The sequence below is a fragment of the Pedococcus sp. genome (assembly GCF_036000045.1).
GTDB lineage: Bacteria > Actinomycetota > Actinomycetes > Actinomycetales > Dermatophilaceae > Pedococcus.
Genome location: NZ_DASYGF010000060.1, coordinates 50,480 through 76,555, shown reverse-complemented (window position 1 = coordinate 76,555; position 26,076 = coordinate 50,480). Strand labels below are relative to the sequence as shown.

Sequence of the window (26,076 nt, the reverse complement as noted above, 5' to 3'; positions counted from 1 at the left end):
GGCCTGCCGACCCCCCACGCCCCAGTTCTGACAGACTTGCCAGTGATGAGCGAGCACCCCGTGAGCAGCCCCGTCGCCCCGGCTCCGCCGGGGCTTCCTTCGTGCGCCCAGGTCGACCTCGACGCCATCGCCGGCAATGTGGCCGCCCTCAAGGCCCGCGCCGGCGACGCGGAGGTCATGGCGGTCGTGAAGGCCGACGCCTACGGTCACGGGCTGGTCCCGAGCGCCCGCGCCGCGCTGCGGGGTGGGGCCACCTGGCTCGGGGTGGCCCAGCTGCCCGAGGCCCTGGCCCTGCGCGAGGCGGGCGTCCAGGCGCCCCTGCTGTCGTGGCTGCACGTCCCCGGCCAGGACTTCGCCCCCGCCGTGGAGGCGGGCATCGACCTCGGGCTCTCCACCAGGTGGGCCCTCGACCAGACGCTGGCCGCGGCGAACGCGACCGGTCGCACGGCCCGTGTGCACCTCAAGGTCGACACCGGCCTGGGGCGCAACGGCGCCTGGGATGCCGACCTGGAGGCCCTGCTGGCCGGCCTCGCCACGGCGCAGTCAGAGCGGGCGGTCGAGGTGGTGGGCCTGTTCAGCCACTTCGCCTACGCCGATGCGCCGCAGCACCCGACGGTCAAGGCCCAGCAGCAGCGGTTCGAAGGCATCGTCGAGCAGGCCGAGCGCGCCGGCATCCGGCCCCAGGTCCGGCACCTCGCGAACTCCGCGGCGACGCTGACGAACCCGTCCGCGCACTACGACCTCGTGCGCCCGGGCGTGGCCGTCTACGGCCTGTCGCCGGTGCCGGACCTCGGTGCCCCCGAGGACTTCGGCCTGCGCGAGGCGATGCGCCTCCTCGCACGGCTCTCCAGCGTCAAGCGTGCGCCCGCCGGCCAGGGGGTCTCCTACGGCCACGTCTACACGACCTCCGAGGCGACCATGCTGGGCCTCGTGCCCATGGGCTACTCCGACGGGATCCCGCGGCACGCCACCAACGTGGGTCCCGTCCAGGTCGACGGCCGGACGTACGCCGTGGCCGGCCGGGTCTGCATGGACCAGATCGTGCTCGACCTCGGTCCCGACACCGTCGCCCAGGCGGGCGACGAGGCCGTGCTCTTCGGCGTCGGCGCGGCAGGAGAGCCGACCGCCCAGGACTGGGCGGCGGCCATCGACACGATCAACTACGAGATCGTCACCCGGGTCGGCGCCCGGGTGCCGCGCGTCTACGTCGGAGCCGGGCAGTGAGCGTTCCAGTGCCCGCACCGCTGAGCCGGTCGGCTCGCGGGCTGGTCGGGCTGGGCGTCGGCCTCGCGGCCGCCGGCGCGGCCGCTGCAGTGGGCGTCGCCGCTGGCCGGGCCACCAAGGACCGTCATGCCCGGCTCGCGGTGCTCGCCCCCGCGGGCAGCTATGCCCATACCCCCGACAAGGAGTTCGCGGTCATCGCCGACGACGGCGTGCCGTTGCACGTCGAGGCGGACGAGCCGGCGGCAGACACGGCGTCCCCCGACCGGCCGACCGTCGTGTTCTCGCACGGGTACACGCTCAGCCTCAAGAGCTGGGTGCTCCAGCGAAAGGCCCTCGTCGAGGCCGGGTACCGCGTCGTGCTCTGGGACCAGCGCAGCCACGGCCAGTCCGAGCGAGCGCCGGCCGAGTCATGCACGATCGACCAGCTCGGGGCCGACCTCCACCGCGTGATCGAGGAGGCGGCGCCCGAGGGCCCGCTGGTGCTGGTCGGCCACTCCATGGGCGGCATGACCATGATGTCGCTCGCTCACCAGTTCCCCGAAGTGGTGCGCGACCGCGTGGTCGCCGCCGCCTTCGTCGCCACCAGCGCGGGGGGCCAGAACATGATGAACCTCGGTTTCGGCCAGCTGGTCGGCCGCCTGCTCGGCCGACTCGGGCCGCGCTTCCTCGCCCGGCTCGGCTCGCGTCAGCAGCTGGTCAACACCGCCCGCCGGCTGGGTCGCGATGTCGAGGACCTCATCGTCGAGCACTACAGCTTCGCGTCCGCGGTCTCGCAGCAGACCGTCCGCTACACCGGCGACATGATCATGGGCACGCCCCTGCAGGTCATGGCGGACTTCCTGCCGTCGATCAACCTCCACGACAAGCGCGACGCCCTCGAGAAGTTTCACGGCGTCGAGACGCTGGTGGTCAACGGCATGCAGGACCTGCTCACCCCGCCGGACCACTCCGACGCCATCGTCCGGCTGGTCCCGGGGGCCGAGCACCTCGTGGTCGAGGACGCCGGACACATCATCATGCTCGAGCACCCCGACGTGCTCAACGAGCAGCTGCTGGCCCTCGTCGAGCGCGGGATGCGGGCGGCGCAGGAGGGCGTCGCCGTGGCGCTCAAGCCGCGGGTCCGCCGCACGATCACCGATGTCGCCAAGCGCCGCCGCGTCGCCAAGGCGCGCCGCGGGGGCCGCCGTGGCTGACCTCGTCAGCCCGCCGCTGACCACCCCGGAGGCCACTCGTGCCTGGGGTGGTCGGCTGGGCCGGTTGTTGCGAGCGGGCGACCTCGTGGTGCTGACCGGGGGCCTCGGTGCCGGCAAGACCACCCTGACCCAGGGCGTCGCCGAGGGTCTGGGAGTGCGGGGGCCGATCACGTCGCCCACGTTCGTCATCGCCCGAGTCCACCCCTCGCTGGTGGGCGGTCCCGCCTTGGTGCACGTCGACGCGTACCGCCTGGGGGGCTTCGCCGAGCTCGACGACCTCGACCTCGACACCTCTCTGGAGGACTCCGTGACGGTCGTCGAGTGGGGGCACGGCCTGGCCGAGGACCTCACCGAGGACCGGCTCGAGGTCAGCCTCATCGGCGAGGACGTCCGCACCGCCACGGTCACCACGCACGGCCCCCGCTGGTCAGCTAACCCTGGGGGCCAGCACGAGCACGGCGAACCGGACACGATGGACGTCCTCCATGGCCTGACGAGTCTCACGGAGCCCTGCTGATGCTGCTGCTCGCCCTCGACACCTCGACCACCGCCATCACCGTGGCGCTGCGCGGGCCGGGCACCTCCGCCGAGGTCTCGGTGCTGGACGCCCGAGGCCACTCAGAACGCCTCGCACCCCTGGTCCTCGACGTCCTCGCGCAGGCCGGCCGCTCGGCCGAGGAGGTGACCGACGTCGTCGTCGGCACCGGGCCGGGTCCCTTCACCGGGCTGCGTGTCGGCATCGTCACCGGCCTCGTCTTCGGCCACGCCCGCGGACTGCCCGTCCACGGGATCTGCAGCCTCGACGCGCTCGCGGTCGACGCCGCCTCGCAGGTGCGCGACGGCGAGTTCCTCGTCGCGACGGACGCCCGCCGCAAGGAGGTCTACTGGGTGCGCTACCTGGCGGTCGACGGCATACCGCAGGCCCTGAGCGAGCCGGCGGTCGACCGCCCGGCCGAGCTGTCTGCGGACCTGCGCGCGCTCCCCACGGCGGGGCGCGGACCCGTCCTGTTCCCTGATCTCTTCCCCGAGCCCCTGGCCCTCCTCGACGTGCAGGCCGGCTCGCTGGCCGGGCTGGCGCTCCGGCGGCTGGCCGACGGTGTACCCATGCCCGTCGAGCCCCTCTACCTCCGGCGCCCCGACGCCCTGACCACCGCGGAGCGGGGACGGGCATGAGAGACATGGCCTGGACCGACATCGAGCGGCTCGCCGAGCTGGAGGCCGAGCTGTTCCCCCACGACGCCTGGAGCCAGGCCACCTGGTGGTCCGAGCTCGCCGGCCGCCCGCGCCGGTCCTACGTGGTCGAGGAGTCTGCCGACGGCGACCTGCTCGCGTATGCCGGGCTCGACCTCGGTGGTGACGTCGCCGACGTGATGACCATGGCCGTGGCCCCCGCCGCCCAGGGGCGCGGCCTCGGGCGGCGCCTGCTCGAGGAGCTGGTGGCCCGCGCCGAGGCCGACCACGCGGCATACCTCATGCTCGAGGTGCGGGCCGACAATGCGACGGCGCGTGCACTGTATGGCTCCCGGGGGTTCGAGGTCGTGAGCGTCCGCCGCAGGTACTACCAGCCGGGCGACGTCGACGCCGAGATCATGCGGCTGAGCCTGGGAGGGGACGCCTGATGGCTGCTGACGAGCCCCTCGTGCTGGGGTTGGAGACCTCCTGCGACGAGACCGGGGTCGGCATCGTGCGCGGCGAGACGTTGCTGGTCGACGCCATCGCCAGCAGCGTGGACGAGCATGCGCGGTTCGGCGGGGTAGTGCCCGAGGTGGCCAGCCGGGCCCACCTCGAGGCGATGGTGCCCACGATCGAACGCGCCACGCGCGAGGCCGGCGTGCGGCTGACCGACCTCGACGCCATCGCCGTGACCTCGGGTCCCGGGCTGGCGGGTGCGCTCATGGTGGGCGTCGCGGCGGCCAAGGCGCTCGCGGTCGCTCTGGGCAAGCCCCTCTACGGCGTCAACCACCTCGCGTCCCACGTCGCCGTCGACATCGTCGAGCACGGGCCGCTGCCCGAGCCGACCCTGGCGATGCTGGTCTCGGGTGGTCACTCCTCCCTGCTGCTCGTGCCCGATGTCACCCACGAGATCATCTCTCTCGGCTCGACGATCGACGACGCCGCGGGTGAGGCTTTCGACAAGGTGGCGCGTGTGTTGGGCCTGCCGTTCCCGGGTGGCCCCTACATCGACCGGGCCGCCCGCGAGGGCAGCAGCGTCGCCATCGACTTCCCGCGAGGGCTGACGACGGGGCGTGACATGGAGCGGCACCGGTTCGACTTCTCGTTCTCGGGGCTCAAGACGGCTGTGGCTCGCTGGGTGCAGGCGCGCGAGGCCGCGGGAGAGCCCGTGCCGGTGGCGGACGTCGCGGCGTCGTTCCAGGAGGCGGTGACCGATGTGCTGACCCGCAAGGCGGTCCTGGCCTGCAAGGAGCACGGCGTCGCCAACCTCCAGATCGGCGGTGGGGTTGCCGCCAACTCGCGGCTGCGAGCCATGGCCCAGGAGCGCTGCGACGCGGCGGGCATCGCCTTGCGCGTGCCGAGGCCCGGGCTGTGCACGGACAACGGCGCGATGGTCGCCTCCCTCGGCGCCCAGATGGTGCTCAAGGGGCGGGCGCCATCCGATCTCGGACTGCCGGCGGACTCCTCCATGCCGGTGACCGAGGTCCAGGCCTAGGGCACAGGCCTAGGGCACAGGCCTAGGGCACACCCTCGGGCACACGCCTCGGGCACGCCTCCGCCAGCCCCACAGCGCGCGACGGGACGCCACCGCTCAGGGGCAGTGGGCCAGACGCAGCCGGGCCTTGAGGTCGAGCACCCGGGCCGCCGAGGCGTCGAGGCGGCGCGCGAACGCCGGGCTCGCGGCGCGCTTCGCCAACAGAGCGCTCACCATGGCCGGCGCCTGGGAGGCCACCGTGGTGAGCACGATGTCGCCCCCCGCGGCGACGAACCGGGTCGCTCGCTGACCCACGGGCACGCGCGCCACCGACGCGGCAGACCCGAGGTCGTCGCTGACCACCACCCCTCCGAACCCCATCCGCTGCCGTAGCAGACCGGTGACGACCGGCGCCGAGAACACCGCCTGAGCGACCCGGTCGAGCCGCGGGTAGAACGCGGACGAGACCATCACCAGCGGCGCCCCCGCGGCGATGGTGGCCCTGAAGGATGCGAGGTAGGGGTCGGCCGCCGAGGTTGTCGTGTCGGTGATGCCCTGGCTCGTCGTGTCGGTGTTGCCCCGCACGCGACCCAGGCCGGGGAAGTGCTTGGCGGTCGGTGCGATCCCCCCGGCGAGGCTTCCGCGGACGAAGGCGGCGGCATACCGGCCGTTGGTCAGTGGGGCGCCGGGGGCGAAGTCGCGCTCGTAGCGGCCGATCGGCGCGTTCCCCGCGCCCATCCAGCTCGGCACGGTGTCGGCGACCGGAGCGAGGTTGACGTTGACCCCTGCTGCGGCCAGCTGGCGCGACCAGAGCCGGGCGTCCCGTTCCTCGGCGAGGGTGCCCATCGTCGCCTGGGTGCGGGCCGAGGGTATCCGCGAGAAACCGGCCCCCCGCAGCTGCTGCACCGCACCACCCTCCTGGTCGGCCGCAATCAGCAGGTGGCCTGCCGCAGCCGCTTGGAGCCGTGCGGAAACCGTTGCCACAGAAGCGGTTCCGGTGTACCACCCGCCGACATAGATCACCCCGCCGATGCCCTGAGCGCGCACCTGGGCGGCAAGAGTCCGCGAGCTCATCGTGGGCTCCAGGCCGACCATGAGCAGCTGTCCCGCGCGCTGGGCCGGCGTCATGGCGGCGGCGAGCCGCTGGCCGCAGCCGTCGCCTGGTCGGGCTCCCGCCGTGGCCCCCCTCGTCGTCGGCGGGCTGCTGGGTCGGGGGCGGGGAGCGGTGGTGGGCCCTGCCGGGGTGGGCGGGCTCGTCGCGGAGGAGGGCATGGCGGTCGGAGGTGGGCCCGTCGTGCTCGGCGGGGCGGTGGACCGGGGTGGTGGGGCTGGTGGCGTGGTCGAGCACGACGCACTCATGCCGAGCGCCAGCAGCGAGAGGACCGCGACCGCCGCCGTCCCACCGGGGCGGCCCCGGCGCGCGGCGACGCCTCGTGTCCACATCGTTCGAACCTACGCCCTCACGCTCGGTCCCGTCGGGCCGGCCACGGCCTCTGGCAGGATCGGCGCATGGCCCTCCCCGTCGTTCTCGACGTCGACACCGGTGTCGACGACGCCTGCGCCATCCTGCTGGCCGCCCTGCATCCCGCGCTGGACCTGCGCGCGGTCACCTGCGTCGGAGGCAACGCCGACGTCGACTCTGTCGTGGCCAACACCCTCACCGTGCTCGACGCCGCCGAGCGGCCCGATGTCGTCGTCGCGCGTGGCGCGGAGCGACCACTCCTCGAGGAGGCGGTCGACGCCCGCCACGTGCACGGCCAGGACGGCATGGGCGACCTCGACTGGGCCAAGTCGACCCGCGAGCCCGACGCACGCCATGCCGTCGAGGTGCTCCGCGACGTGCTGCTCGAGGCCGCTGCCGGGGGCGAGGACCAGCTGGTCACGCTGGTGCCACTGGCGCCGCTCACCAACGTCGCGCTGCTGCTGCGCACCTATCCTGAGGCGGCGAGGGGGCTGCGCGAGGTCGTGTTCATGGGCGGCGCGGCGCACGTGGGCAATGCGACGGCCTCGGCCGAGTTCAACGTGTTCCACGACCCCGAGTCGGCGGCCGTCGTGCTGGACGCCTGTGCCGCCCTGGGGGTGCGCGTGACGATGTACGGCCTCGACGTCTTCTACGCGCCGAGGATCTCCAAGGCCACCGCCGCGAAGCTGGTCTCGGCAGGCGGCCACGGGCCCGGCGAGCTCGCCGGGCGCCTGGTCGGGTTCCAGTGCGCGCGGTTCGGCGCCGACAGTGCGACCATCGGCGACGCGGGGGCGGTCTGCACGGTCATCGAGCCGGCCGGAGTCAGGCGCGAGAGGCTGCCCGTGCGCGTCGAGCTGGCCGGCACCTGGTCGCGCGGACGGACCATCGTCGACCGGCGCGACTGGGGTGGCGACCTGTCGCACGACCCGCACGGACCGGCCCGCTCGACGATCGACGTGTGTCTCGGGGTCGACGCGCAGCGCTATGCCACGTTGTGGCTCGACACGGTCAGCGGCGGCATGCGCTGATGGGTCGGGTCGTCGTGGTGGGCTCGCTCAACCTCGACCTCGTGGTGCAGGTCGAGCGCCACGCGGGACCCGGTGCAACAGTGCTCGCGCAGGGGCAACCCCGCCGGTATGCCGGCGGCAAGGGGGGCAACCAGGCCGTTGCCGCGGCGGCTGCGGGAGCGCACGTGGTCATGGTCGGCGCGGTGGGGGACGACGAGGGGGGCCGGGCCTACCTGAGCCGCTTGGCGGCCCGGGGCATCGACGTATCCGGCGTACAGACGCGCGCTGGAGCCGTGACCGGACAGGCCTGGGTCACCGTGGATGCGGATGGTGAGAACGCCATCGTGGTGATCCCTGGGGCCAACGCCGAGGTCTCACCACCCGACCTCTCCAGCGTGGGGACGGGTGACGTCGTGCTGCTCCAGCTCGAGGTGCCCTTGACGACCGTCGCCCAGACCGTGCGGGCCGCGCACGCGCGGGGCGCGAGAGTGGTGGTCAACGCCGCCCCGTATGCCGCCCTCCCGCCCGATGTCGCGGCTCTCGCGGACCCGTTGGTGGTCAACGAGCACGAGGCGCTTCTGCTTGCGGACTCGGGCGTCATGCCGGGCTCGGTGCTCGTGACCTTCGGCGCCGCCGGCTGCCAGTGGGACGGGGAGCGGTTCGACGCGGTAGCGGTGCCCCCCGAGGAGGTCGTGGACACCACAGGCGCCGGCGACGCCTTCTGCGGAGCGCTGGCGGCCGCGCTCGCTGCCGGGGCCGACCGAGCCGAGGCCGTCACCAGGGCAGGCCGGGCCGGAGCTGCGGCAGTGCGTTACCCAGGAGCCCAGCCGGACGCGTTGCTGATGCGCTCTCCGTGACCCCGACTGAGTCACCAGCCATCCGCACGAGGAGATGGCGGTGCGGGTACAGGGTGCCGGAAGGGTAGGCGGCCTGGGTGACCGAGGCTCAGCCGTGGCGGGTCACCCCATCTCACGCAGCGGGCAGCGCCAGCGACGTCGTGGTGAGCCACGGGTAGGTCGCCCGAGCCGGCCCGGGGTCGAAGGTCAGGTCCACCGTGTCCATCGCTGTCGCCTGCTGGGCGATTCGCGCGATCCCCGGAGCAAGCGGCTCGGCCACCCGGCCGATGGCCCGAACGAGGGGGTGGGGCAGGTGCCGTGGTGGGCGTCCGGTGAGCCGTGCCGCGAACTCGGTGAGTGACAGGTTCTCTGTCCCACCGACCTCGACGCAGTGGCCGATGAGGGCGTCGTCCTCAGTCGCTCGCACCACCGCTCGTGCCACGTCGGCGACGCGGACGAAGTTCATCGGGCTGCGGGCCGGACCCAGCAGTCGGGCGCGTCCGTCTCGCCCCGCCGACCCGGTGACGACCTCGGTCCAGAGCTCGGCAAAGGCGGTGGCCCGCACGATGGTCCATGGCGTGTGGGTCGCCCGGAGGTGCGACTCCGCAGCGGCCTTCATCCGGAACAGCTCGATCGGGCTGTCAGCAGCCGCGCCCACGATGGACACCAGCACGAGGTGGCAGCCGGCCTCGTCGGCGGCATCGATGAGAGCGATGGCCGCGTCGCGGTCCACTGCCCGCGGCCCGGCACCGCGTCGGGGGTCCATGCCGGTGAGCGCCGCGACGACGTGGGAGGCACCTGAGACGGCCGCCCGGGCCTGACCGGCATCGGCCACGTCGGCGGCCATCAGCTCTGCGCCGGCCAACGCAGGGTCGCTGTCTCGTGCGCTGGGGTCGGCGTACCTGGAGACGACCCGGACCGACTCGCCCTTGCGGGCGAGCATCGCGGAGACCTGTGTGCCGAGGCGTCCGGTCCCGCCCACGACAGCGATCATGGCTGGCTGACCGCCTGCCGGACGGCGCCGTCAGCGTCGAGGGCGGCCGCGGCGACCGGGTCGACGGGCTCGAGGTAGAACCGGCAACCTCGCACGAGCCCGCCGCGGACGGTGAAGATCTGAACCCCCGCCATACGCAGAGGTGTGCCGTCCCTTCGCGTGCCGTCCATGGCCAGCTCCACCCACACGTGCTCGCCGGCGGCGACAAGGCGGTGGACCGTGACGACCAGGTCAGGGACGCCAGCGAACAGCCCGTTCCAGTTGCGGCGCACCTGGTCGGTGCCGACGAAGTCGCGAGCGGGGTGGGCTGGGTTGGTCAAGGTGTAGTCCGCTGCGAAGCAGGCCACGAGACCGTCCAGGTCGTGAGCGTTGGTCCGGTCGAAGAGCCGGGCGACCGCCTCTGAGGGTGTGGCGGGTGAGTCAGTCATAGCGACTCCTATTTGGTTCCAGTACACTGGAATGGATAAGGAGGATGATCCGCTTGTCGACACCGCACGTCAAGGGCCGCACGTATGACGCGACCGGGCGACGCGAACGAGCAGCCGCACGCAGGGCTCGCATCATCGCGGCGGCTCGCGCTCGCTTCCTCAGCGACGGGTATGCCGCGACGACCGTCGCGGCCGTGGCGGCGGACGCCGAGGTGTCGGTCGACACCATCTACAAGGGCTTCGGGGGCAAGGTGGGGCTGCTGGAGGCGGCCTGGTGGCGCGCCCTGGAAGGGCGCGGGGAGCAGTCGGCCGAGCGGCGAGCCGATGCTGCGGCTGGTGACAGTGATGCGCGAACGATGATCGCCACCTGGGCGCGGCTGTCCGCCGAGGTTGCCGGCGAGAGCAGCCGCCTCTTCGCGCTCATCAGGTCCCTCGCCGTCGTCGACCCAGCGGTCGGCGACCTCTACCAACGGATCGAGGAGTCCCGCAACGCCCGGATGGCCCACAACGCGCGACTGCTTGCTGCGACGGGGGAGCTGCGGCCCGGGGTCTCGGTGGAACAGGCACGCGACATCATGCTCGCCGTGTCGGGCCACCTGCCCGAGCCGCTCCTCGACCGGGCCGGCTGGCCGGCTCGCGACTACATCGACCTCGTCGACCGACTGCTGCGGGCTGCCCTGATGGCTGATGCGCCATCCGGGCCTCGGTCGGCTAGCTCTGCAGCGTTACCGTCAGGGTGATGGGGACTGCAGCGAGGGCCTGACTCACGAGGCAGCCGGTCTTGGCGCCCTCGTCGGCCGCCTGGATCACCAGACTGCGATCGTGGGACTCATCCTCGTCACCTCCGGGTCAGGACGGTCAGCCTGGCTGACCGCCACGTCATCCATGGTGAACAGGCTACGAGCCGATCGGGGACTCATGCCTCTCGTTCGGCGAGCTGGCGACCTTGGCTGGAGCCGTGCGGCGCGATGTCACGACCGCACCTCCTCGGGTTGTGCCGGCGTGGGTCGCCGGCTCCTCGAGGTCCTGGGGTGTCTCGTGCTGGTCATCCACTCCACGGCGCCTGGGGCGCCGAGCTCAGGCCGGTCGGACCACAAGGGCGACCTGGTTGCTGCGGACACGAGTGAGCACCACCGTCGCCTCGGTCCGGCCCTTGGGTGGCAGCCGCAGCTGGCGACGCAACAGGTCTGCGTCCACGCTGACCCCCCGCTTCTTGATCGTGAGCCGGTCGATGCCGCGGTCCCGCAGCCACCCCCGCAGGGCCTTGACGTTGAACGGCATCGCCTCGACCACGGCATACCGGCGCGCGAAGGGCACGTCCACCGCTCGGGTCGAGGTGACGTAGCCGACGCCGGTGTCCAGCTCGACCCCGCCGGTCGCGTCGGTCAGGGCTGACACCAGCCCCGCCCGCAGCACGGCACGGTCGGGGTCGTAGAGCCACGGCCCTACCTCGGCGAGGTTGCCGAGGGTGGCAGGCTCCTGCGCTCCCGCCGTCACGATGACGGCCGGGGACCCGTGGCGCAGTACGGCTGCAGTGCGACCGGCGTGCCGCACCAGGGGACCCCACCAGACGGCGCACTCGACCACCTCGCCGTCCCACGACGTCCACTGCGCCTCGGCGCCGGCGGGCACTGCCGCGTGGGGCAGGCCGGGGCTGAGCTTGGCCCCGGTGGCGGGCAACGCCCGGGCCACCGCCTGCACGGTGTCCCACGACGGTGAGATGTCGGCCAGGCTGAAGAGGCGACGGGTGCGTCCGGCGACGTCCGCCACACCCGGGGTCCGGCGGGCCGGGTCGAGCCAGGCGCCGACGCCGCGCGCTCCACCGCCAGCAGGTGCCGTGAACTCCTCGACGCTGCCGTGGCCCGCGGTGGAGTCGGGCCAGTGCCTGAGGTTGACGGCGGCGATCGCCGCGGTGACCTCGTCGGCGTCGATGGCGCGGACCCGCAGGTCCAGCCCGGCCATCGCCATGGCGTCGGCCCCGATCCCGCAGCCCAGGTCGTACACGGTGTGGATGCCGGCAGCACGGAAGCGCTGGGCGTGCTGCGCCGCGACGGACAGGCGGGTGGCCTGCTCGAGCCCGTCGGAGGTGAGGACCATGCCCCGGGCGAACTCACCGAACTTGTCGACGGCCCGGGCTCGCAGGCGGGACTGGTTCAGGGCCGCGGCCACCAGCTCCGCGTCGAACCCGGCTTCGCGCAGCCGCTGCTGCAGAGCCATCGCCTGCCCCTCGTCGTACGGTGGCAGCGACTGCAGGAGCCCCCAGCCCTCGCCTGTCGTGAGCTGGCGCAGCAGGGCGAGATCCATGCGCCGCATTGTGTCGCATGTGCCACCGGTGTCCGCCCACGGCGAACGCCGCGACACACTCTGGCACTCGAGTTGACCGAGTGCTAACAGCGAGCCTAGATTTGCGGTTGGCACTCCGGTTCGCCGAGTGCTAACGCCCCACCAGGTCGACCCCCGCGACGGCGGCCCGGGCGAGGCGGCTCGGCAGTACCGCAGCACCGCACCATCCACCTGTCCAACTTTCGACATTCCCGAAGGGGAGGTCCTCACCGTGTCGGTTTCCATCAAGCCGCTCGAAGACCGCATCGTCGTCAAGTCCGTCGAGGCCGAGCAGACCACCGCGTCTGGCCTGGTCATCCCGGACACCGCGAAGGAGAAGCCCCAGGAGGGCGAGGTCCTCGCGATCGGCCCTGGCCGCATCGACGACAACGGCAACCGCGTCCCGCTCGACGTCAAGGTCGGCGACCGCGTGATCTACAGCAAGTACGGCGGCACCGAGATCAAGCACGGCGGCGAGGAGTACCTCATCCTCTCCGCTCGCGACATCCTCGCCGTCGTCGGCTGAGCATTCGCACCATGTGAGTGACGTGCCCCGTATGCCGGCTGACCGGCATACGGGGCACGTTGCCTCCACCCCGCAAACTCATTGCTAGAGAAGGACATTCATGGCTAAGACGCTGGAGTTCAATGACTCGGCTCGCAAGTCGCTCGAGCGTGGTGTTGACGCGCTCGCGAACGCCGTCAAGGTGACCCTCGGCCCCAAGGGTCGCAACGTCGTCATCGACAAGAAGTGGGGCGCGCCGACCATCACCAACGACGGCGTGACCATCGCTCGTGAGGTCGAGCTCGACGACCCCTACGAGAACCTCGGCGCCCAGCTCGCCAAGGAGGTCGCCACCAAGACCAACGACGTCGCGGGTGACGGCACCACCACGGCCACCGTGCTCGCCCAGGCGATGGTCAAGGAGGGCCTGCGCAACGTGGCCGCGGGCGCTGCCCCGGCCAGCCTCAAGCGCGGCATCGACAAGGCCGTCGAGGCCGTCTCCGAGCAGCTGCTCAAGACCGCCCGCGAGATCGAGGGCAAGGACGAGATCGCCCAGGTCGCCGCCCTGTCCGCTCAGGACCAGAGCATCGGCGCGACCATCGCCGACGCCTTCGACAAGGTCGGCAAGGACGGTGTCATCACCGTCGAGGAGTCCTCGACGGCGACGACGGAGCTCGAGTTCACCGAGGGCATGCAGTTCGACAAGGGCTACATCTCGCCCTACTTCATCTCCGACGCCGAGCGCATGGAGGCCGTGGTCGAGGATGCCTACATCCTCATCAACCAGGGCAAGATCTCTGCGATCGCCGACGTCCTGCCGGTGCTCGAGAAGGTCGTCAAGTCCGGCAAGCCGCTGGTGATCATCGCCGAGGACATCGACGGTGAGGCGCTCTCGACCCTCGTGGTCAACAAGATCCGCGGCACGTTCAACGTCGTCGCGGTCAAGGCCCCCGGCTTCGGCGACCGCCGCAAGGCGATGCTCCAGGACATGGCCGTCCTCACCGGTGGCCAGGTCATCTCCGAGGAGGTCGGGCTCAAGCTCGACCAGGCCGACCTCGACGTGCTTGGCCAGGCCCGCCGCGTCGTCGTCACCAAGGACACCACCACGATCATCGACGGCGCCGGCGCCAGCGACGACGTCACCGGCCGGGTCAACCAGATCAAGGCCGAGATCGAGCGCACCGACTCCGACTGGGACCGCGAGAAGCTCCAGGAGCGCCTCGCCAAGCTCGCCGGTGGCGTCTGCGTCATCAAGGTGGGTGCCCACACCGAGGTGGAGCTCAAGGAGAAGAAGCACCGCATCGAGGACGCCATCTCGGCGACCCGCGCGGCCATCGAGGAGGGCATCGTCGCCGGTGGCGGCTCCGCTCTCGTCCACGCCTCCGCTGTCATCGACGGCCTCGGCCTCGAGGGCGACGAGGCGACCGGGTCGCTCATCGTCAAGAAGGCCGCGGCCGAGCCGCTGCGCTGGATCGCCGAGAACGCCGGCCTGGAGGGCTACGTCGCCGTCTCCAAGGTGCGCGACCTCGAGGCGGGCAACGGCCTCAACGCCGCCACGGGCGAGTACGTCAACCTCATCAAGGCCGGCGTCATCGACCCGGTCAAGGTCACCCGTTCCGCTCTTCGCAACGCCGCGTCGATCGCGTCGATGGTCCTGACCACCGACACACTCGTCGTGGAGAAGAAGGAAGAGGAGGACCAGGGCGCCGCGGGCGGTCACGGTCACGGCCACGGCCACTGACCGAGGTTGCTGACCGAGGTTGCTGACCGAGGTCGCTGACCGGCGTCACCGAGGTCAGGACGCGGCATACCCGCTCCTGTCGCCAAGGCCCGTCCCCGCTGTTGCGGGGGCGGGCCTTCGCCATGCCGCGGTCGTCCCTGCAGGGGGTTCGCCTACGGGGGAGGGGTAGGCGCGGGCGCGGCGGGGTGTCACCCTGGGAGGGGACCGCCGAGCGAGGTCGGTCGGCGTGCCCGGCATGGGCGAGGTGGTGCAGATGGCGCGTGCTGCTGTCGACCCCAGCTTCGACGACTATGTCGCGGCGCGGGGAGTGCACCTGTTGCGCATGGCGTGGCTGCTGACCGGTGACTCCCGCGGGGCTCGAGAGCTCGTGGAGGTGGCGCTCGCCCGTGCGTTGCCGCACTGGCGTAACGTCAGCGAGCAGGACGACGGCCTGTACGACGCGTATGTCCGCCGCGCGATGATGGCCACCTTTCTCGAGCACCCTCGGGGTCGGTGGAGGCGCCGGTCACCGGCCGTGCCGGACGCCACCGACGGGCAGCCCGACGTGCACAACGCCTTGGCCGCCCTCAGGCCAGCCCATCGTGCCGTCGCGGTGCTGCGCTACTACGAGAACCTCGACGAGCGTCAGGCCGCCGAGGTGCTGGACTGCTCCGTCAGGGCCGTGCGTTCGAGGAGCGCCGCGGTCCGCAAGGGGCTGGACCTCGGGAACGCGCTCGTGGAGGCGGTGCCCGAGAGCCCGGCCACCGACGGCCTGGCCGACGATGCACGCCGGTATGCCGTTCGCGCCCGTCGGGTGCGAGCCGCCGGCGTGGCAGGCCTGGTCGCCGTGCTGGCCGCCGGCGGCGTGGCCGCGTCAGGGGCATTTCGCGACCACGTCGTCGGCCCCGCGCTGCCTCGCCTGTCGTGCGCCATGGACTCACCGGACCTGCCGCTGGCGCCGCTGTCCGGTGCCCGGCCGCTCAGTGCGAGCGTGCGTGAGGTGCTGGTGTGTGCCGACCGCAGCGACGCCTCGGCCTGGGTGGGCTCGCTACCGCCCGACGACCCGGTGTCGGGGACGGTAGCGCTGGACTATCTGCGCTTCGACCCGCGCGGCGTCGACGGACCCTGTGCAGCGCTGCCCTCCGGGGTGGCGTACCGGATGCTGGTCCAAGGGCTCGACGGCCGGGTGGCGGCGTACGACAACCAGCGGCTGGCGTGCAACGGCTGGCCCGCCCTGGACCGGTACTTCATCGCCCTGGGCGACCAGCTGTCGGCGCAGTGGGGCACCGCCTCGGCAGACCCGTTCCTGCCCTGCACCTCCGTGCTCAGCAAGGCCTTCACCCGGGACAGTGACCTGGCTGCCGGTCTGCCTAAGGGCACCACGGTCAGCCAGGCCACGGCCTGCTTCCACCCGGTCCCCGACCCGACTGACCTACCCGTCCAGGTGCTCCCCGTGACGCGCCGGGTGCTCGGCGTCGAGGAGGTCGCGCTGCTGAACGCCGACCTGGCCAGGTCCGGCTCCTCGGTCACCGGCCGTGGGAGGGCGACCTGCGCACCGATCGTGCGAGGACGGGTGGTGCTCCATGTCAGGACGACGAACGGACGGGTGCTCAGCCTGGTGGAACTCTGCGGCAACAGAGGTGTGATGGCCGTGAACTGGAACCTCGCCGACCAGCTGGTGCTGTCTCGCGGCTCGTACGAGATGGTGCTTTCTGCATTGGGCCGCGGCTAGCTGCCTGCGACCACGATCAGCGACTCGCCGGCATACGTCACGCTCTGGCCTGGCCGCACCTGGGTGCCTCGGCGCAGCACCACCACGCCGTCGACGGTCACCTCGCCGTTCTCGATGACCATCCGGGCCATGGCGCCGTCGTCCACAACGCCCGCGAGCTTGAGCAGCTGACCGAGCCGGATCGACTCGTCGCGGATCGGTACCTCGAGGGAAGGGCTCACCCGCGCAGTCTAGGCGGGCGCCAGCCTCGTTCAGCTGGCCGCCGGGACGGCCTGACCGGCGTAGTACGCCTCGCGCTCGTCCTCGGTCATGGCCCCCCAGACGCCATAGGGCTCACGGACGCTCAGGGCGTGCTCGCGGCACTGTCGCAGCACCGGGCAGGCCAGGCACACCTCCTTGGCCTCGGAGTCCCGCGACCGTCGAGCCGGCCCGCGCTCTCCCTCGGGGTGGAAGAACACCTCGGGGTTCACCTGACGGCAGGAGCCCTCGAGCTGCCAGTCCCACAGGTCCGCCACCGGCCCGGGGAGTCGCGACAGTTCAGCCATGTCGTCCTCGCATCCTCGCGGCACGATGCCGCTCGACTGGGACGCTACCCTCGGCTGACCTGCGGAAACAGACTGCAAACGTAAGGACTTGTTCAAGCCCGGTGGCGGTCCGGTGGCGGTCCGTGGGCTCCTCGACCGCGGGTCCGGGAGCCTCAGAGACGCCCGTTACCATGGGGCAATGAGTCTTGGTGTGGATGACCGCCTGCCCGACCTCACCTCCCAGCCCTCCGCCTCGCCCCAGTCCGAGCCCGAGCACCTCGAGCACGACCCGTTCGCCAAGCTCGGACTGACCTACGACGACGTGCTGCTCCTGCCCGGCGAGACCGATGTCATCCCGTCCGAGGTCGACACCACCGCCCGGCTCACCCGCGAGATCTCTCTGCGGGTCCCGCTGGTCTCCAGCGCCATGGACACCGTCACCGAGTCGCGCATGGCCATCGCCATGGCCCGCCAGGGTGGCCTCGGGGTGCTCCATCGCAACCTGTCGATCGAGGACCAGGCCTACCAGGTCGACCTCGTGAAGCGCACCCAGACCGGGATGATCTCCAACCCCGTCACCATCGGCCCCGATGCCACCCTCGAGGAGCTGGACCGCAGGTGCGGGGAGTACCGCGTGTCCGGCCTCCCGGTCGTCGACCCGGTCAACACCCTGCTCGGCATGATCACCAACCGCGACCTGCGCTTCACCCCGGTGGCCGAGTGGGCCACCACGCGGGTGCGCGACGTGATGACACCCATGCCCCTGGTGACCGGAGCGGTCGGCATCTCCCGCGAGGACGCGACCGCGCTGCTGCGCCAGCACAAGCGCGAGCGGCTCCCCCTGGTCGACGAGCAGGGCCGGCTGGCGGGGCTGATCACTGTCAAGGACTTCGTCAAGTCCGAGCAGTTCCCCGACGCGAGCAAGGACGGCCAGGGCCGCCTCATGGTCGGCGCGGCGGTCGGCTACTTCGGTGACGCCTGGGTGCGCGCGACCACGCTCGTCGAGGCGGGGGTCGACGTGCTCGTCGTCGACACGGCCCACGGCCATGCCCGGCTCCTGCTCGACATGGTCCGCAGGCTCAAGGCCGACCCGGCCACCCGTCACGTCCAGGTCATCGGCGGCAACATCGCCACCGGTGCGGGGGCGGCAGCGCTGGTCGAGGCGGGTGTCGACGCCGTCAAGGTGGGCGTCGGGCCTGGCTCCATCTGCACGACTCGGGTCGTGGCCGGAGTCGGCGTGCCGCAGGTGACAGCCATCTACGACGCCTCGCTGGCCTGTCGGCGCGCAGGCGTCCCGGTGATCGGCGACGGCGGCCTGCAGTACTCCGGTGATATCGCCAAGGCGCTCGTGGCCGGGGCTGACACCGTCATGCTCGGCTCGCTGCTGGCCGGGTGCGAGGAGAGCCCCGGTGAGCTCATCTTCGTCAACGGCAAGCAGTTCAAGTCCTACCGCGGCATGGGCTCCTTGGGTGCGATGTCCTCGCGCGGCAAGAAGTCGTACTCCAAGGACCGCTACTTCCAGGCCGACGTGACCAGCGACGACAAGCTCGTCCCCGAGGGCATCGAAGGACAGGTTGCCTATCGCGGACCGCTCACCAACGTCGTGCACCAGCTCGTGGGCGGGCTGCAGCAGTCGATGTTCTACGTCGGCGCGCGCACCGTCCCCGAGCTCAAGGCCCGCGGCCGGTTCGTCCGGATCACCTCGGCGGGGCTCAAGGAGAGCCACCCCCACGACATCCAGATGACGGTCGAGGCGCCCAACTACAGCGGACGCTGACCGGCATACGCCATCTGCGTGAAGGGCCCGGTGGGCCGGCCGCCTAGCCTTGAAGCACGGCCGGCGGGGCGGCCGCGCAGGGGGTCGTCTCCTTGTGCCCGCCGCTACGGCCTGGACCGTCGCGGCGATCCCAGGCGTCCCGTCGCCGGATCCCCCTCACCCCGGCGGCGGGACGTCTGTCGTCCGCCCGGCCCGATAGCATCCTCCGGTGACTGAGATCGAGATCGGGCGCGGCAAGCGCGGACGTCGGGCGTACTCCTTCGACGACATCGCGGTCGTCCCGTCGCGGCGTACGCGCGACCCCGAGGAGGTGTCGGTGGGGTGGCAGATCGACGCCTACCACTTCGACATCCCGGTGATCGCGGCGCCGATGGACTCGGTCATGTCGCCGGACTCGGCCATCGCCCTCGGCCGGCTGGGCGGTCTGCCCGTGCTCGACCTCGAGGGGCTGTGGACACGCTACGAGGACCCGACGCCCCTGCTGGCCGAGATCCCCACGCTCGACCCGGCCGTGGCGACGGCGCGGATGCAGGAGATCTACTCCGCCGAGATCCAGCCCGAGCTGATCGCCGAGCGACTGCGGCACGTCCGCGAGGCCGGCGTGACGGTGGCGGGGGCGCTCAGCCCGCAGCGCACCCAGCAGTTCTGGAAGACCGTGGTCGACGCCGGCGTCGACCTCTTCGTCATCCGCGGCACGACGGTCAGCGCCGAGCACGTCTCGGGGCGGGCCGAGCCGCTCAACCTCAAGCGGTTCATCTACGAGCTCGACGTTCCGGTGATCGTCGGCGGCGCCGCCTCCTATACCGCGGCGCTGCACCTCATGCGCACCGGCGCGGCAGGCGTCCTGGTCGGCTTCGGTGGGGGAGCGGCCCACACCACGCGGCGCACCCTGGGCATCCACGCGCCGATGGCCAGCGCCATCGCCGATGTCGCTGCCGCCCGGCGTGACTATCTCGACGAGTCGGGTGGCCGCTACGTCCACGTCATCGCCGACGGAGGCATGGGCGACAGCGGCGACATCGTCAAGGCCGTAGCGTGCGGCGCCGACGCCGTGATGCTGGGCGCCGCCCTCGCCCGCGCCACCGATGCTCCGGGTCGCGGTCATCACTGGGGCCCGGAGGCGCACCACCCCGACCTGCCGCGCGGCGAGCGCGTCGAGGTCGGCGCGATCGCTCCGCTGGAGCAGGTCCTGTTCGGTCCCGGCCGCACGGCGGACGGCAAGGGCAACCTCATCGGCGCCCTGCGGCGTGCGATGGCCACGACCGGCTACAGCGACCTCAAGGAGTTCCAGCGGGTCGAGGTCGTGGTCGCGCCCTACCAGCGCAGCTAGGTTTCTCCTTACCGGCAGTAACTTCCTGCCATCACCCTCGTTCTCAGGCCGCACACCAACGGCGGTGAGGGAGAACAGGTATGCGCGCGTCCATCGGCGGCAGATCGGTCTTGGTCGGTACGGGGGCCTGCGCGGCCGTCCTGGCGGTGATCCTCGCCGCTCCCGCGAGCGGGGCCGCGGGTGACCCGTACGGCACGCTGTGGAACATCCTGCCGCCGGGGCAGTCCGGCACCATCACCGCGGCGGGGCTGCTGCAGGTCCTGGCAGGTGACCCGAACCGCGTGGCCGTCGACGGCACGAACGCACCGCCCAACTTCGCCGACCAGCTGGAGATGTACGACGCGCTCAACCGTAGGGACCCCGCCAGCATCACCACGGCTGACATCGGCACGTACTACAAGCGCAGCGACTTCACCCCCCAGACCGTGGTGCGCAGCGCCCAGCCGAAGGCCGGGGTGTCGGTGAAGTGGGACAGCTATGGCGTCCCCTACATCACCGGCGCAACGTATGACGACACGATGTGGGGCGCCGGCTATGCCGGCACCAAGGACCGCATGTTCCTGATGGACGTGCTGCGCCACGCCGGCCGGGCCCGCCTGGCCGAGTTCGCCGGGGCGACGCCCGACAACCTCCAGATGGACCGGGAGCAGCTGCGGTCGGCCTTCTACACCGAGGCGGAGGCCCAGGCCCAGATCGGCAACGCGGCCATCCGGTTCGGCGCCGAGGGGCAGCGTCTGATGCACGGCGCCGACGCGTTCATCGCGGGCATCAACGCCGCCCAGAACGAGATGTGTCCCGGCGGTGTCCCGACCGGACCCAGCTGCCCCGCGGAGTATGCCGCCCTCGGCAAGACCCCGCAGCCGTGGACGCGAGCCGACGTCACCTACGTGGCATCTCTGGTCGGCGGGATCTTCGGCAAGGGGGGCGGCCACGAGTACGAGAACGCCCTCTGGCTCCAGCAGGTGCAGGCGAAGTTCGGTGCGGTGCAAGGGCGCTCGATCTACAACGACCTCCGGGAGAAGAACGACGCCGACGCTCCCACCACGGCCGAGACGAGGTTCCCCTACGGAGGGGGCGCGATCAACGAGCGTCAGCCCGGCGTCGCGCTGCCGGATCTCCACGGTCCGCAGGCACCGGGAACGGGCGAGCCGATCAACGGGACGACGCTGCCCTCCGGGCTACCCGCGTTGGTGCCAGGCGGGCCGACCTCCAACCTGTCGATGAACACCCCCCAGGGCTCCATCGACGTGCCGATCGTGAGCCACGGGATGTCGAACGCAGTGCTGGTGGATGCCAAACACTCGACCACCGGTCATCCCATCACCGTGTTCGGACCGCAGACGGGTTACTACACCCCGCAGCTCCTCACCGAGGAGGTGCTCGACGGCCCGGGTGTGAAGGCGCGTGGCGTCGCTTTTGCCGGGACCAACCTCGTCGTCCAGCTCGGCCGTGGCGTCGACTACGCCTGGTCCGCCACCAGTGCCTCCAACGACCTCGTTGACACCGTGGCCGAGCGACTGTGCAACACCGACGGGACCCCGGCCACGGTGAGCTCCACGGCATACGTGCGAGACGGCCGTTGCGTGCCCCTCGACCGGTTCGAGCCCTCGTACCTGGCCATGCCCAGTGCGGGCTCGCCCTCTCCGCCGCAGCGGTACACCTACCTCGTGCTGCGCAGCAACCATGGCATCGTCCAGCTGCGGACCACGGTGAAGGGCGTCCCGGTGGCCATCGTGAGCCAGCGGAGCACGTACCAGCACGAGGTGGACTCCCTCGCCGGGTTCGCCCGGCTGAACGACCCCGGCTACACCACCAACGCCACGACCTTCAAGGCCGCGGCATCCGCCATCGACTACACGTTCAACTGGTTCTACACCGACGACCGGGACATCGCGTACTTCTCCTCGGGGCGGCTCCCGGTGCGCGCCGCCGGCACCGACTTCGACCTGCCGCGGTGGGGCGACGCCAAGTACGACTGGACCGGGTGGCTGCCCGACTCAGCGCATCCCCAGCAGATCAACCCGAGCCGCGGCTACCTGGTCTCGTGGAACAACAAGACGGCGCCCGGCTTCTCGGCGGCCGACAGCGTGTGGGGCTACGGCACCGTCTATCGCAGTCTGGCCCTCGAGGACCGCGTCAAGGCCGCCATCGCCCACGGCGGCAAGCTCGACATCGGGAGGCTGACGGGACTGCTCGCGGACTCGGCCACGGTCGACAGCCGCGCGTTCTACACCCTTCCCGCGCTGCTCAAGGCGATCGGCGACGACCCTGCCACGGCGCCGGCCCGGGCTCTGCTCCAGTCCTGGCTTGCGGACGGTGCGCACCGCGTCGACCGGGCCCGCACCGGCCACTATGCCCATGAGCAGGCCATCCGCATCTTCGACGAGTGGTGGGACGGGGGCGGGGCTGCCGTGGCGCGGGATCTTGTCGCGGGCAAGCTGGGCGAGACCCTGACCAGCGAGCTGCCGCAGCCGATCGACGACCATCCACGTCTGGGGCGTGGCTCCAGCTGGAACGAGATCGCCTGGTACGGCTACGTCAACAAGGACCTCCGTCAGCTGGCCGGGACAACCTTCGCGTCGCCCTATGCGAACCACTACTGCGGCGACGGGGACGCGGCCGTCTGCCAGGCCACCCTCGCCACGTCGCTGGCCGATGCGGTGAGGCGCGCGATGAGCGACGAGGGCGTGACGGGCGTCCAGCAGCTCACCTATGACAAGACGCAGGACGACATCCGCTCGGCGACCGCCGGGGTGGTGGGCGTGCGACCGATCGACTGGCAGAACCGGCCGACGTTCCAGCAGGTCGTGGCCTTCACGGGACATCGGCCCCGCCCGTAACTTACTACTGGTAATAAAGCCGTCGCCCGCCTAGGCTTCCTCCATGGCTCCGGACCTCATCGCCGACCCCGAGACCGACCCCACCGCGACGTATGCCGTGGACCCGGCTCTGGTGCGCCGGCTTGCTCGGCGGGTGGTCGCGGGCCCGCGGGCCGAGCAGCATACGAGCCACACCCCGCTGACCGGCGCGCCACTGGCGACCCTGCCGCTGTCGACCGCGGCCGATGTGGTCATGGCCGTGGACGCCGCACGCACGGCCCAGCGCTCCTGGGCTCGGACGCCGATGGAGCTGCGCGAGCGGATCTTCCTGCGCTACCACGACCTGGTCCTCGAGCGTCAGGTGCAGCTTCTGGACACCGTGCAGCTGGAGTCCGGCAAGACCCGCCTCCAGGCGTTCGAGGAGGTGGCCGACGTCGCCCTCGTGGCGCGGCACTATGCGCGCAGCGCGGCGGCATACCTGCGTCCCCGGCGCCGGGGTGGGCTGTTCCCGGTCCTGACCCAGAGCGTCGAGCACCACCACCCCCGAGGAGTGGTGGGCATCGTGAGCCCGTGGAACTACCCCCTGAGCCTGGCCATCACCGACGCCATCCCCGCCCTCATGGCGGGCAACGCGGTGGTGCTGCGCCCCGACCTGCAGGCTTCGCTGACCGCGCTGCAAGGCGTGCAGCTGCTCACCGAGGCCGGGCTGCCCGAGTCGGTGCTGCAGGTGGTGCTCGGTGACGGGCCGACGGTCGGACAGGCCGTGGTCGACCTCGCTGACTATGTCTGCTTCACGGGCTCGACAGCCACCGGGCGCCGCGTGGCGACCTCGGTGGCCAGCCGGCTGACCGGGTTCTCCCTCGAGCTGGGCGGCAAGAACTCGATGTATGTCGCCGAGGACGCATCGCTCGACAAGGCGGTGGAGGGTGCCGTCCGCGCGTGCTTCTCCTCGGCCGGTCAGCTGTGTATCTCGGTGGAGCGGCTCCTGGTGCACGAGTCGGTGGCTGACGAGTTCACCCGGCGCTTCGTGGCGGCCGTCAAGGCGATGCGGCTGGGGGCCGACCTCGCCTACGGCGTCGACATGGGGTCGCTGGTGTCGGCCGCTCAGCTGGCACGGGTCACCGCGCACGTCGACGACGCCCGGGCCAAGGGTGCCAGGGTCCTCACCGGTGGCCGTCCGCGTCCGGACCTCGGCCCGTACTTCTACGAGCCCACCGTGCTCGAGGGGGTCAGCGCGGCCATGGACCTGCGCGACGACGAGACGTTCGGTCCCGTGGTCGCGATCTACCGCGTGCAGACGGACGAGGAGGCGGTCCGGTTCGCCAACGACACCGACTACGGCCTCAACGCGGCGGTCTACACCCGCGACGTGGCGCGTGGCCGCCGCATCGCCGCGGGCATCCAGGCAGGGACGGTCAACGTCAACGAGGGATATGCCGCGGCCTGGGGCAGCGTCGCGGCCCCGATGGGCGGCATGAAGCAGTCCGGCATGGGCCGTCGGCACGGCGCCGAAGGCATCCTGAAGTACACCGAGTCCCAGAACGTCACCGCGCAGTACCTCCTGCCGGTTGCTCCCCCGCGAGGTGTCTCCGACGAGACCTACGCCCGGCTGCTGACGGGTGCCCTTCGGGCGCTCAAGGCCATGGGGCGCCGGTGACCGGGACGACGGCTGTGTCGGCCGCCGAACCTGTGCGGGACGACCACTACGACGTGCTGGTCGTCGGCTCGGGGTTCGGCGGCTCGGTGACGGCGCTGCGCCTGGCGGAGAAGGGCTACCGCGTCCACGTCGTCGAGTCAGGACGCCGCTTCCGGGACGAGGACTTCGCCAGGACCTCGTGGGATGTCCGGAGCTACGTGTGGGCGCCCAAGCTGAAATGCTTTGGCGTGCAACGGATTCACCGTCTGCCTGATGTGGTCGTCCTGGCGGGTGCCGGCGTCGGCGGTGGCTCGCTGAACTACGCCAACACGCTCTACGTTCCACCGCGGCAGTTCTTCGAGGATCGCCAGTGGGCCGATATCACCGACTGGCAGTCCGAGCTCGCTCCGCACTACGCGATGGCCTCGACCATGTTGGGCGTGGTCACCAACCCTTGCGAGGGTGTCGTCGAGGACGTCATGCGTGCCACGGCGCGCGACCTCGGTGTCGAGGACACCTTCCGCAAGACGCCCACCGGCGTGTTCTACGGCATGCCGGGCAGGCGTGTCCCCGACCCGTACTTCGGCGGCGTGGGGCCGGAGCGCACCGGGTGCACCGAGTGCGGCAACTGCATGGTGGGCTGCCGCGTCGGCGCGAAGAACACGCTCGTCAAGAACTACCTCGCGCTCGCCGAGCGCCTCGGTGTCACGATCGAGCCGCTGCGCACCGTCGTGCGCGTCGCCCCGCGCCCTGGGGGCGGGTATGCCGTGACCCACGAGGCCAGCGGGTCATGGGTCCGGCGGTCGCGTCGCACTGTGACAGCCGACCAGGTCGTCTTCGCCGGGGGCACCTGGGGAACCCAGAAGCTCCTCCACGCGATGCGGCAGTCCGGAGTGCTGCCCCGCATCTCGGCACGCCTGGGATACCTCACCCGGACCAACTCCGAGGCGCTCAACGGCGTGATGATGGAGAAGGTCAAGCCGGGCATGGACCTGTCCAAGGGCGTGGCCATCACCTCGTCGTTCCACCCCGACGCCGACACCCATGTCGAGAACGTGCGCTACGGCAAGGGCTCCAACGCCATGGGGGTGCTGGCGACGATCCTGGTTCCGGGTGGACGGCTGCCCCGGCCCCTCCAGTTCGTCGTCGAGGTCGTCAAGCATCCGGTGATCTTCTTCCGGTCGCTGTCGCAGTACCGCTGGAGCGAGCGCACGGTCATCGGGCTCGTCATGCAGTCCAGGGACAACTCCCTGCACGTGCGCGGCACCGTCGGTCCCTTCGGCGGGCGCGGGCTCACCTCGCGGCAGGGGCACGGCGAGCCGAACCCCACCTACATCCCCGCCGGGCAGACGGCCATGCAGGCCCTGGCGCGGCGGCTCAGCGAGGCCACCGGCCTGCGGGCCTTCGCCGGCAGCAGCCTGGGTGAGATCGCCAACATCCCCCTGACCGCGCACTTCCTGGGCGGGGCGCCGATCGGCTCGAGCCCCGAGCGCGGCGTCGTCGACGCCTACCACCGTCTATGGGGCTACCCCGACCTGCACGTCGTCGACGGGTCGGCGGTCTCGGCGAACCTCGGCGTCAACCCCTCGCTGACCATCACCGCCCAGGCCGAGCGCGCCATGTCCCTGTGGCCCAACAAGGGCGAGGCCGACCTGCGGCCGGTCCAGGGCGCCCCCTACGTCGCTCTGGAACCGGTGAAGGCGGCCCACCCCGCCGTCACGCGCTATACGCACGAGAGCGCGCAGGTCTGACCGGCCACGTGGAAGGCGGTCTGCGGCTGTGTCCCCTGCGACCTGGCGGCAAACCGCCTTCGGTGGGTGCGGCTGGAGACGAGCCGGGGGTGGGTCTCCAGCCGCACCACCCAGACAACGACAGCCGAGACGGTTCGTTACGCGCGATGTCTCACGAGTCTTCTGGTTC

The 26,076-nt window shown here is 71.5% G+C and carries 23 protein-coding genes; 17 read left to right on the top strand and 6 right to left on the bottom strand.

The window, feature by feature from the left end:
- The first annotated feature begins 45 nt into the window (after window positions 1-45).
- Genes alr through tsaD form a run of 6 tightly spaced genes read left to right on the top strand, consistent with a single transcriptional unit; the run spans window position 46 to window position 5,085 of the window.
- Window positions 46-1,224 carry an alanine racemase gene (alr, locus tag VGN50_RS09540; protein ID WP_327444524.1) on the top strand — a complete coding sequence of 393 codons (1,179 nt, stop codon included), beginning with the start codon at window positions 46-48 and terminating at the stop codon, window positions 1,222-1,224.
- Window positions 1,221-2,417, top strand: a complete 1,197-nt coding sequence (locus VGN50_RS09535) for an alpha/beta hydrolase (RefSeq protein ID WP_327444523.1) — start codon at window positions 1,221-1,223, stop codon at window positions 2,415-2,417. Before alr ends, VGN50_RS09535 begins: the two co-directional genes overlap by 4 nt.
- On the top strand, window positions 2,410-2,934 hold the full coding sequence (tsaE, locus tag VGN50_RS09530; protein ID WP_327444522.1) for a tRNA (adenosine(37)-N6)-threonylcarbamoyltransferase complex ATPase subunit type 1 TsaE: 525 nt from the start codon (window positions 2,410-2,412) through the stop codon (window positions 2,932-2,934). Before VGN50_RS09535 ends, tsaE begins: the two co-directional genes overlap by 8 nt.
- Entirely contained in the window at window positions 2,934-3,590 is a 657-nt protein-coding gene (gene tsaB / locus VGN50_RS09525) for a tRNA (adenosine(37)-N6)-threonylcarbamoyltransferase complex dimerization subunit type 1 TsaB (RefSeq protein ID WP_327444521.1), read from the top strand. Before tsaE ends, tsaB begins: the two co-directional genes overlap by 1 nt.
- Before the next feature lie 5 nt (window positions 3,591-3,595).
- Window positions 3,596-4,036, top strand: coding sequence for a ribosomal protein S18-alanine N-acetyltransferase (rimI, locus tag VGN50_RS09520; protein WP_327444520.1), 441 nt, complete (start codon window positions 3,596-3,598; stop codon window positions 4,034-4,036).
- Entirely contained in the window at window positions 4,036-5,085 is a 1,050-nt protein-coding gene (gene tsaD / locus VGN50_RS09515) for a tRNA (adenosine(37)-N6)-threonylcarbamoyltransferase complex transferase subunit TsaD (protein WP_327444519.1), read from the top strand. The genes rimI and tsaD overlap by 1 nt, the downstream gene beginning before the upstream one ends.
- A gap of 96 nt (window positions 5,086-5,181) precedes the next feature.
- Here the strand turns inward: tsaD and VGN50_RS09510 are convergent, their stop codons facing one another.
- Complete coding sequence (locus tag VGN50_RS09510) at window positions 5,182-6,507, bottom strand: glycoside hydrolase family 3 N-terminal domain-containing protein (RefSeq protein WP_327444518.1); 1,326 nt, start codon at window positions 6,505-6,507, stop codon at window positions 5,182-5,184.
- Between the two features lie 66 nt (window positions 6,508-6,573).
- Here VGN50_RS09510 and VGN50_RS09505 point away from each other — a divergent pair, with 66 nt between their 5' ends.
- Both VGN50_RS09505 and VGN50_RS09500 read left to right on the top strand, forming a co-directional pair.
- Entirely contained in the window at window positions 6,574-7,554 is a 981-nt protein-coding gene (locus tag VGN50_RS09505) for a nucleoside hydrolase (protein WP_327444517.1), read from the top strand.
- Entirely contained in the window at window positions 7,554-8,390 is an 837-nt protein-coding gene (locus tag VGN50_RS09500) for a ribokinase (RefSeq protein ID WP_327444516.1), read from the top strand. The genes VGN50_RS09505 and VGN50_RS09500 overlap by 1 nt, the downstream gene beginning before the upstream one ends.
- Before the next feature lie 112 nt (window positions 8,391-8,502).
- Here VGN50_RS09500 and VGN50_RS09495 read toward each other — a convergent pair whose 3' ends face one another.
- Complete coding sequence (locus VGN50_RS09495; protein WP_327444515.1) at window positions 8,503-9,363, bottom strand: SDR family oxidoreductase; 861 nt, start codon at window positions 9,361-9,363, stop codon at window positions 8,503-8,505.
- Window positions 9,360-9,791: a nuclear transport factor 2 family protein gene (locus VGN50_RS09490; RefSeq protein WP_327444513.1), complete on the bottom strand. Its 432-nt coding sequence runs from the start codon at window positions 9,789-9,791 to the stop codon at window positions 9,360-9,362. The genes VGN50_RS09495 and VGN50_RS09490 overlap by 4 nt, the downstream gene beginning before the upstream one ends.
- A gap of 53 nt (window positions 9,792-9,844) precedes the next feature.
- Here VGN50_RS09490 and VGN50_RS09485 point away from each other — a divergent pair, with 53 nt between their 5' ends.
- Complete coding sequence (locus tag VGN50_RS09485; RefSeq protein WP_327444512.1) at window positions 9,845-10,531, top strand: TetR family transcriptional regulator; 687 nt, start codon at window positions 9,845-9,847, stop codon at window positions 10,529-10,531.
- A 337-nt stretch (window positions 10,532-10,868) separates the two neighbouring features.
- Here the strand turns inward: VGN50_RS09485 and VGN50_RS09480 are convergent, their stop codons facing one another.
- The gene (locus VGN50_RS09480; protein WP_327444511.1) at window positions 10,869-12,095 is read right to left on the bottom strand and encodes a class I SAM-dependent methyltransferase; all 1,227 of its coding nucleotides are present in this window, start codon (window positions 12,093-12,095) and stop codon (window positions 10,869-10,871) included.
- A 250-nt stretch (window positions 12,096-12,345) separates the two neighbouring features.
- Here VGN50_RS09480 and groES point away from each other — a divergent pair, with 250 nt between their 5' ends.
- From groES to VGN50_RS09465, 3 genes are all read left to right on the top strand, one after another.
- The gene (gene groES / locus VGN50_RS09475; RefSeq protein ID WP_327444546.1) at window positions 12,346-12,639 is read left to right on the top strand and encodes a co-chaperone GroES; all 294 of its coding nucleotides are present in this window, start codon (window positions 12,346-12,348) and stop codon (window positions 12,637-12,639) included.
- A 100-nt stretch (window positions 12,640-12,739) separates the two neighbouring features.
- Window positions 12,740-14,359: a chaperonin GroEL gene (gene groL / locus VGN50_RS09470; protein ID WP_327444510.1), complete on the top strand. Its 1,620-nt coding sequence runs from the start codon at window positions 12,740-12,742 to the stop codon at window positions 14,357-14,359.
- A gap of 253 nt (window positions 14,360-14,612) precedes the next feature.
- Window positions 14,613-16,070 carry a sigma factor-like helix-turn-helix DNA-binding protein gene (locus tag VGN50_RS09465; RefSeq protein ID WP_327444509.1) on the top strand — a complete coding sequence of 486 codons (1,458 nt, stop codon included), beginning with the start codon at window positions 14,613-14,615 and terminating at the stop codon, window positions 16,068-16,070.
- Here the strand turns inward: VGN50_RS09465 and VGN50_RS09460 are convergent.
- A complete protein-coding gene (locus VGN50_RS09460) occupies window positions 16,067-16,291 on the bottom strand; it encodes an RNA-binding S4 domain-containing protein (protein WP_327444508.1) in 225 nt (74 codons plus the stop codon). The genes VGN50_RS09465 and VGN50_RS09460 overlap by 4 nt on opposite strands.
- 30 nt (window positions 16,292-16,321) lie before the next feature.
- Window positions 16,322-16,615 carry a WhiB family transcriptional regulator gene (locus tag VGN50_RS09455; protein ID WP_327444507.1) on the bottom strand — a complete coding sequence of 98 codons (294 nt, stop codon included), beginning with the start codon at window positions 16,613-16,615 and terminating at the stop codon, window positions 16,322-16,324.
- Window positions 16,616-16,793: 178 nt separating this feature from the next.
- Here VGN50_RS09455 and guaB point away from each other — a divergent pair, with 178 nt between their 5' ends.
- The 5 genes from guaB to VGN50_RS09430 all read left to right on the top strand — a co-directional run bounded on the left by guaB (window position 16,794) and on the right by VGN50_RS09430 (window position 25,907).
- Window positions 16,794-18,371: an IMP dehydrogenase gene (guaB, locus tag VGN50_RS09450; protein ID WP_327444506.1), complete on the top strand. Its 1,578-nt coding sequence runs from the start codon at window positions 16,794-16,796 to the stop codon at window positions 18,369-18,371.
- 208 nt (window positions 18,372-18,579) lie between these two features.
- Window positions 18,580-19,701, top strand: a complete 1,122-nt coding sequence (locus VGN50_RS09445; protein WP_327444505.1) for a GuaB3 family IMP dehydrogenase-related protein — start codon at window positions 18,580-18,582, stop codon at window positions 19,699-19,701.
- A gap of 80 nt (window positions 19,702-19,781) precedes the next feature.
- Window positions 19,782-22,541 (top strand): penicillin acylase family protein, encoded by a 2,760-nt coding sequence (locus VGN50_RS09440; protein WP_327444504.1) that lies wholly within the window; start codon window positions 19,782-19,784, stop codon window positions 22,539-22,541.
- Between the two features lie 43 nt (window positions 22,542-22,584).
- Entirely contained in the window at window positions 22,585-24,177 is a 1,593-nt protein-coding gene (locus VGN50_RS09435; RefSeq protein ID WP_327444503.1) for a succinic semialdehyde dehydrogenase, read from the top strand.
- On the top strand, window positions 24,174-25,907 hold the full coding sequence (locus VGN50_RS09430; protein WP_327444502.1) for a GMC family oxidoreductase: 1,734 nt from the start codon (window positions 24,174-24,176) through the stop codon (window positions 25,905-25,907). The genes VGN50_RS09435 and VGN50_RS09430 overlap by 4 nt, the downstream gene beginning before the upstream one ends.
- The last annotated feature ends 169 nt before the right edge of the window (window positions 25,908-26,076 follow it).

Coding starts and splice junctions, on each gene's coding strand:
- VGN50_RS09480 (WP_327444511.1), bottom strand. CDS start 12,095: ATGGATCTCGCCCTGCTGCGCCAGCTCACGACAGGCGAGGGCTGGGGG.
- VGN50_RS09490 (WP_327444513.1), bottom strand. CDS start 9,791: ATGACTGACTCACCCGCCACACCCTCAGAGGCGGTCGCCCGGCTCTTC.
- tsaD (WP_327444519.1), top strand. CDS start 4,036: ATGGCTGCTGACGAGCCCCTCGTGCTGGGGTTGGAGACCTCCTGCGAC.
- VGN50_RS09455 (WP_327444507.1), bottom strand. CDS start 16,615: ATGGCTGAACTGTCGCGACTCCCCGGGCCGGTGGCGGACCTGTGGGAC.
- groL (WP_327444510.1), top strand. CDS start 12,740: ATGGCTAAGACGCTGGAGTTCAATGACTCGGCTCGCAAGTCGCTCGAG.
- VGN50_RS09465 (WP_327444509.1), top strand. CDS start 14,613: ATGGCGCGTGCTGCTGTCGACCCCAGCTTCGACGACTATGTCGCGGCG.
- VGN50_RS09440 (WP_327444504.1), top strand. CDS start 19,782: ATGCGCGCGTCCATCGGCGGCAGATCGGTCTTGGTCGGTACGGGGGCC.
- tsaB (WP_327444521.1), top strand. CDS start 2,934: ATGCTGCTGCTCGCCCTCGACACCTCGACCACCGCCATCACCGTGGCG.
- VGN50_RS09510 (WP_327444518.1), bottom strand. CDS start 6,507: ATGTGGACACGAGGCGTCGCCGCGCGCCGGGGCCGCCCCGGTGGGACG.
- VGN50_RS09435 (WP_327444503.1), top strand. CDS start 22,585: ATGGCTCCGGACCTCATCGCCGACCCCGAGACCGACCCCACCGCGACG.
- alr (WP_327444524.1), top strand. CDS start 46: ATGAGCGAGCACCCCGTGAGCAGCCCCGTCGCCCCGGCTCCGCCGGGG.
- VGN50_RS09505 (WP_327444517.1), top strand. CDS start 6,574: ATGGCCCTCCCCGTCGTTCTCGACGTCGACACCGGTGTCGACGACGCC.
- VGN50_RS09500 (WP_327444516.1), top strand. CDS start 7,554: ATGGGTCGGGTCGTCGTGGTGGGCTCGCTCAACCTCGACCTCGTGGTG.
- rimI (WP_327444520.1), top strand. CDS start 3,596: ATGGCCTGGACCGACATCGAGCGGCTCGCCGAGCTGGAGGCCGAGCTG.
- guaB (WP_327444506.1), top strand. CDS start 16,794: ATGAGTCTTGGTGTGGATGACCGCCTGCCCGACCTCACCTCCCAGCCC.
- VGN50_RS09495 (WP_327444515.1), bottom strand. CDS start 9,363: ATGATCGCTGTCGTGGGCGGGACCGGACGCCTCGGCACACAGGTCTCC.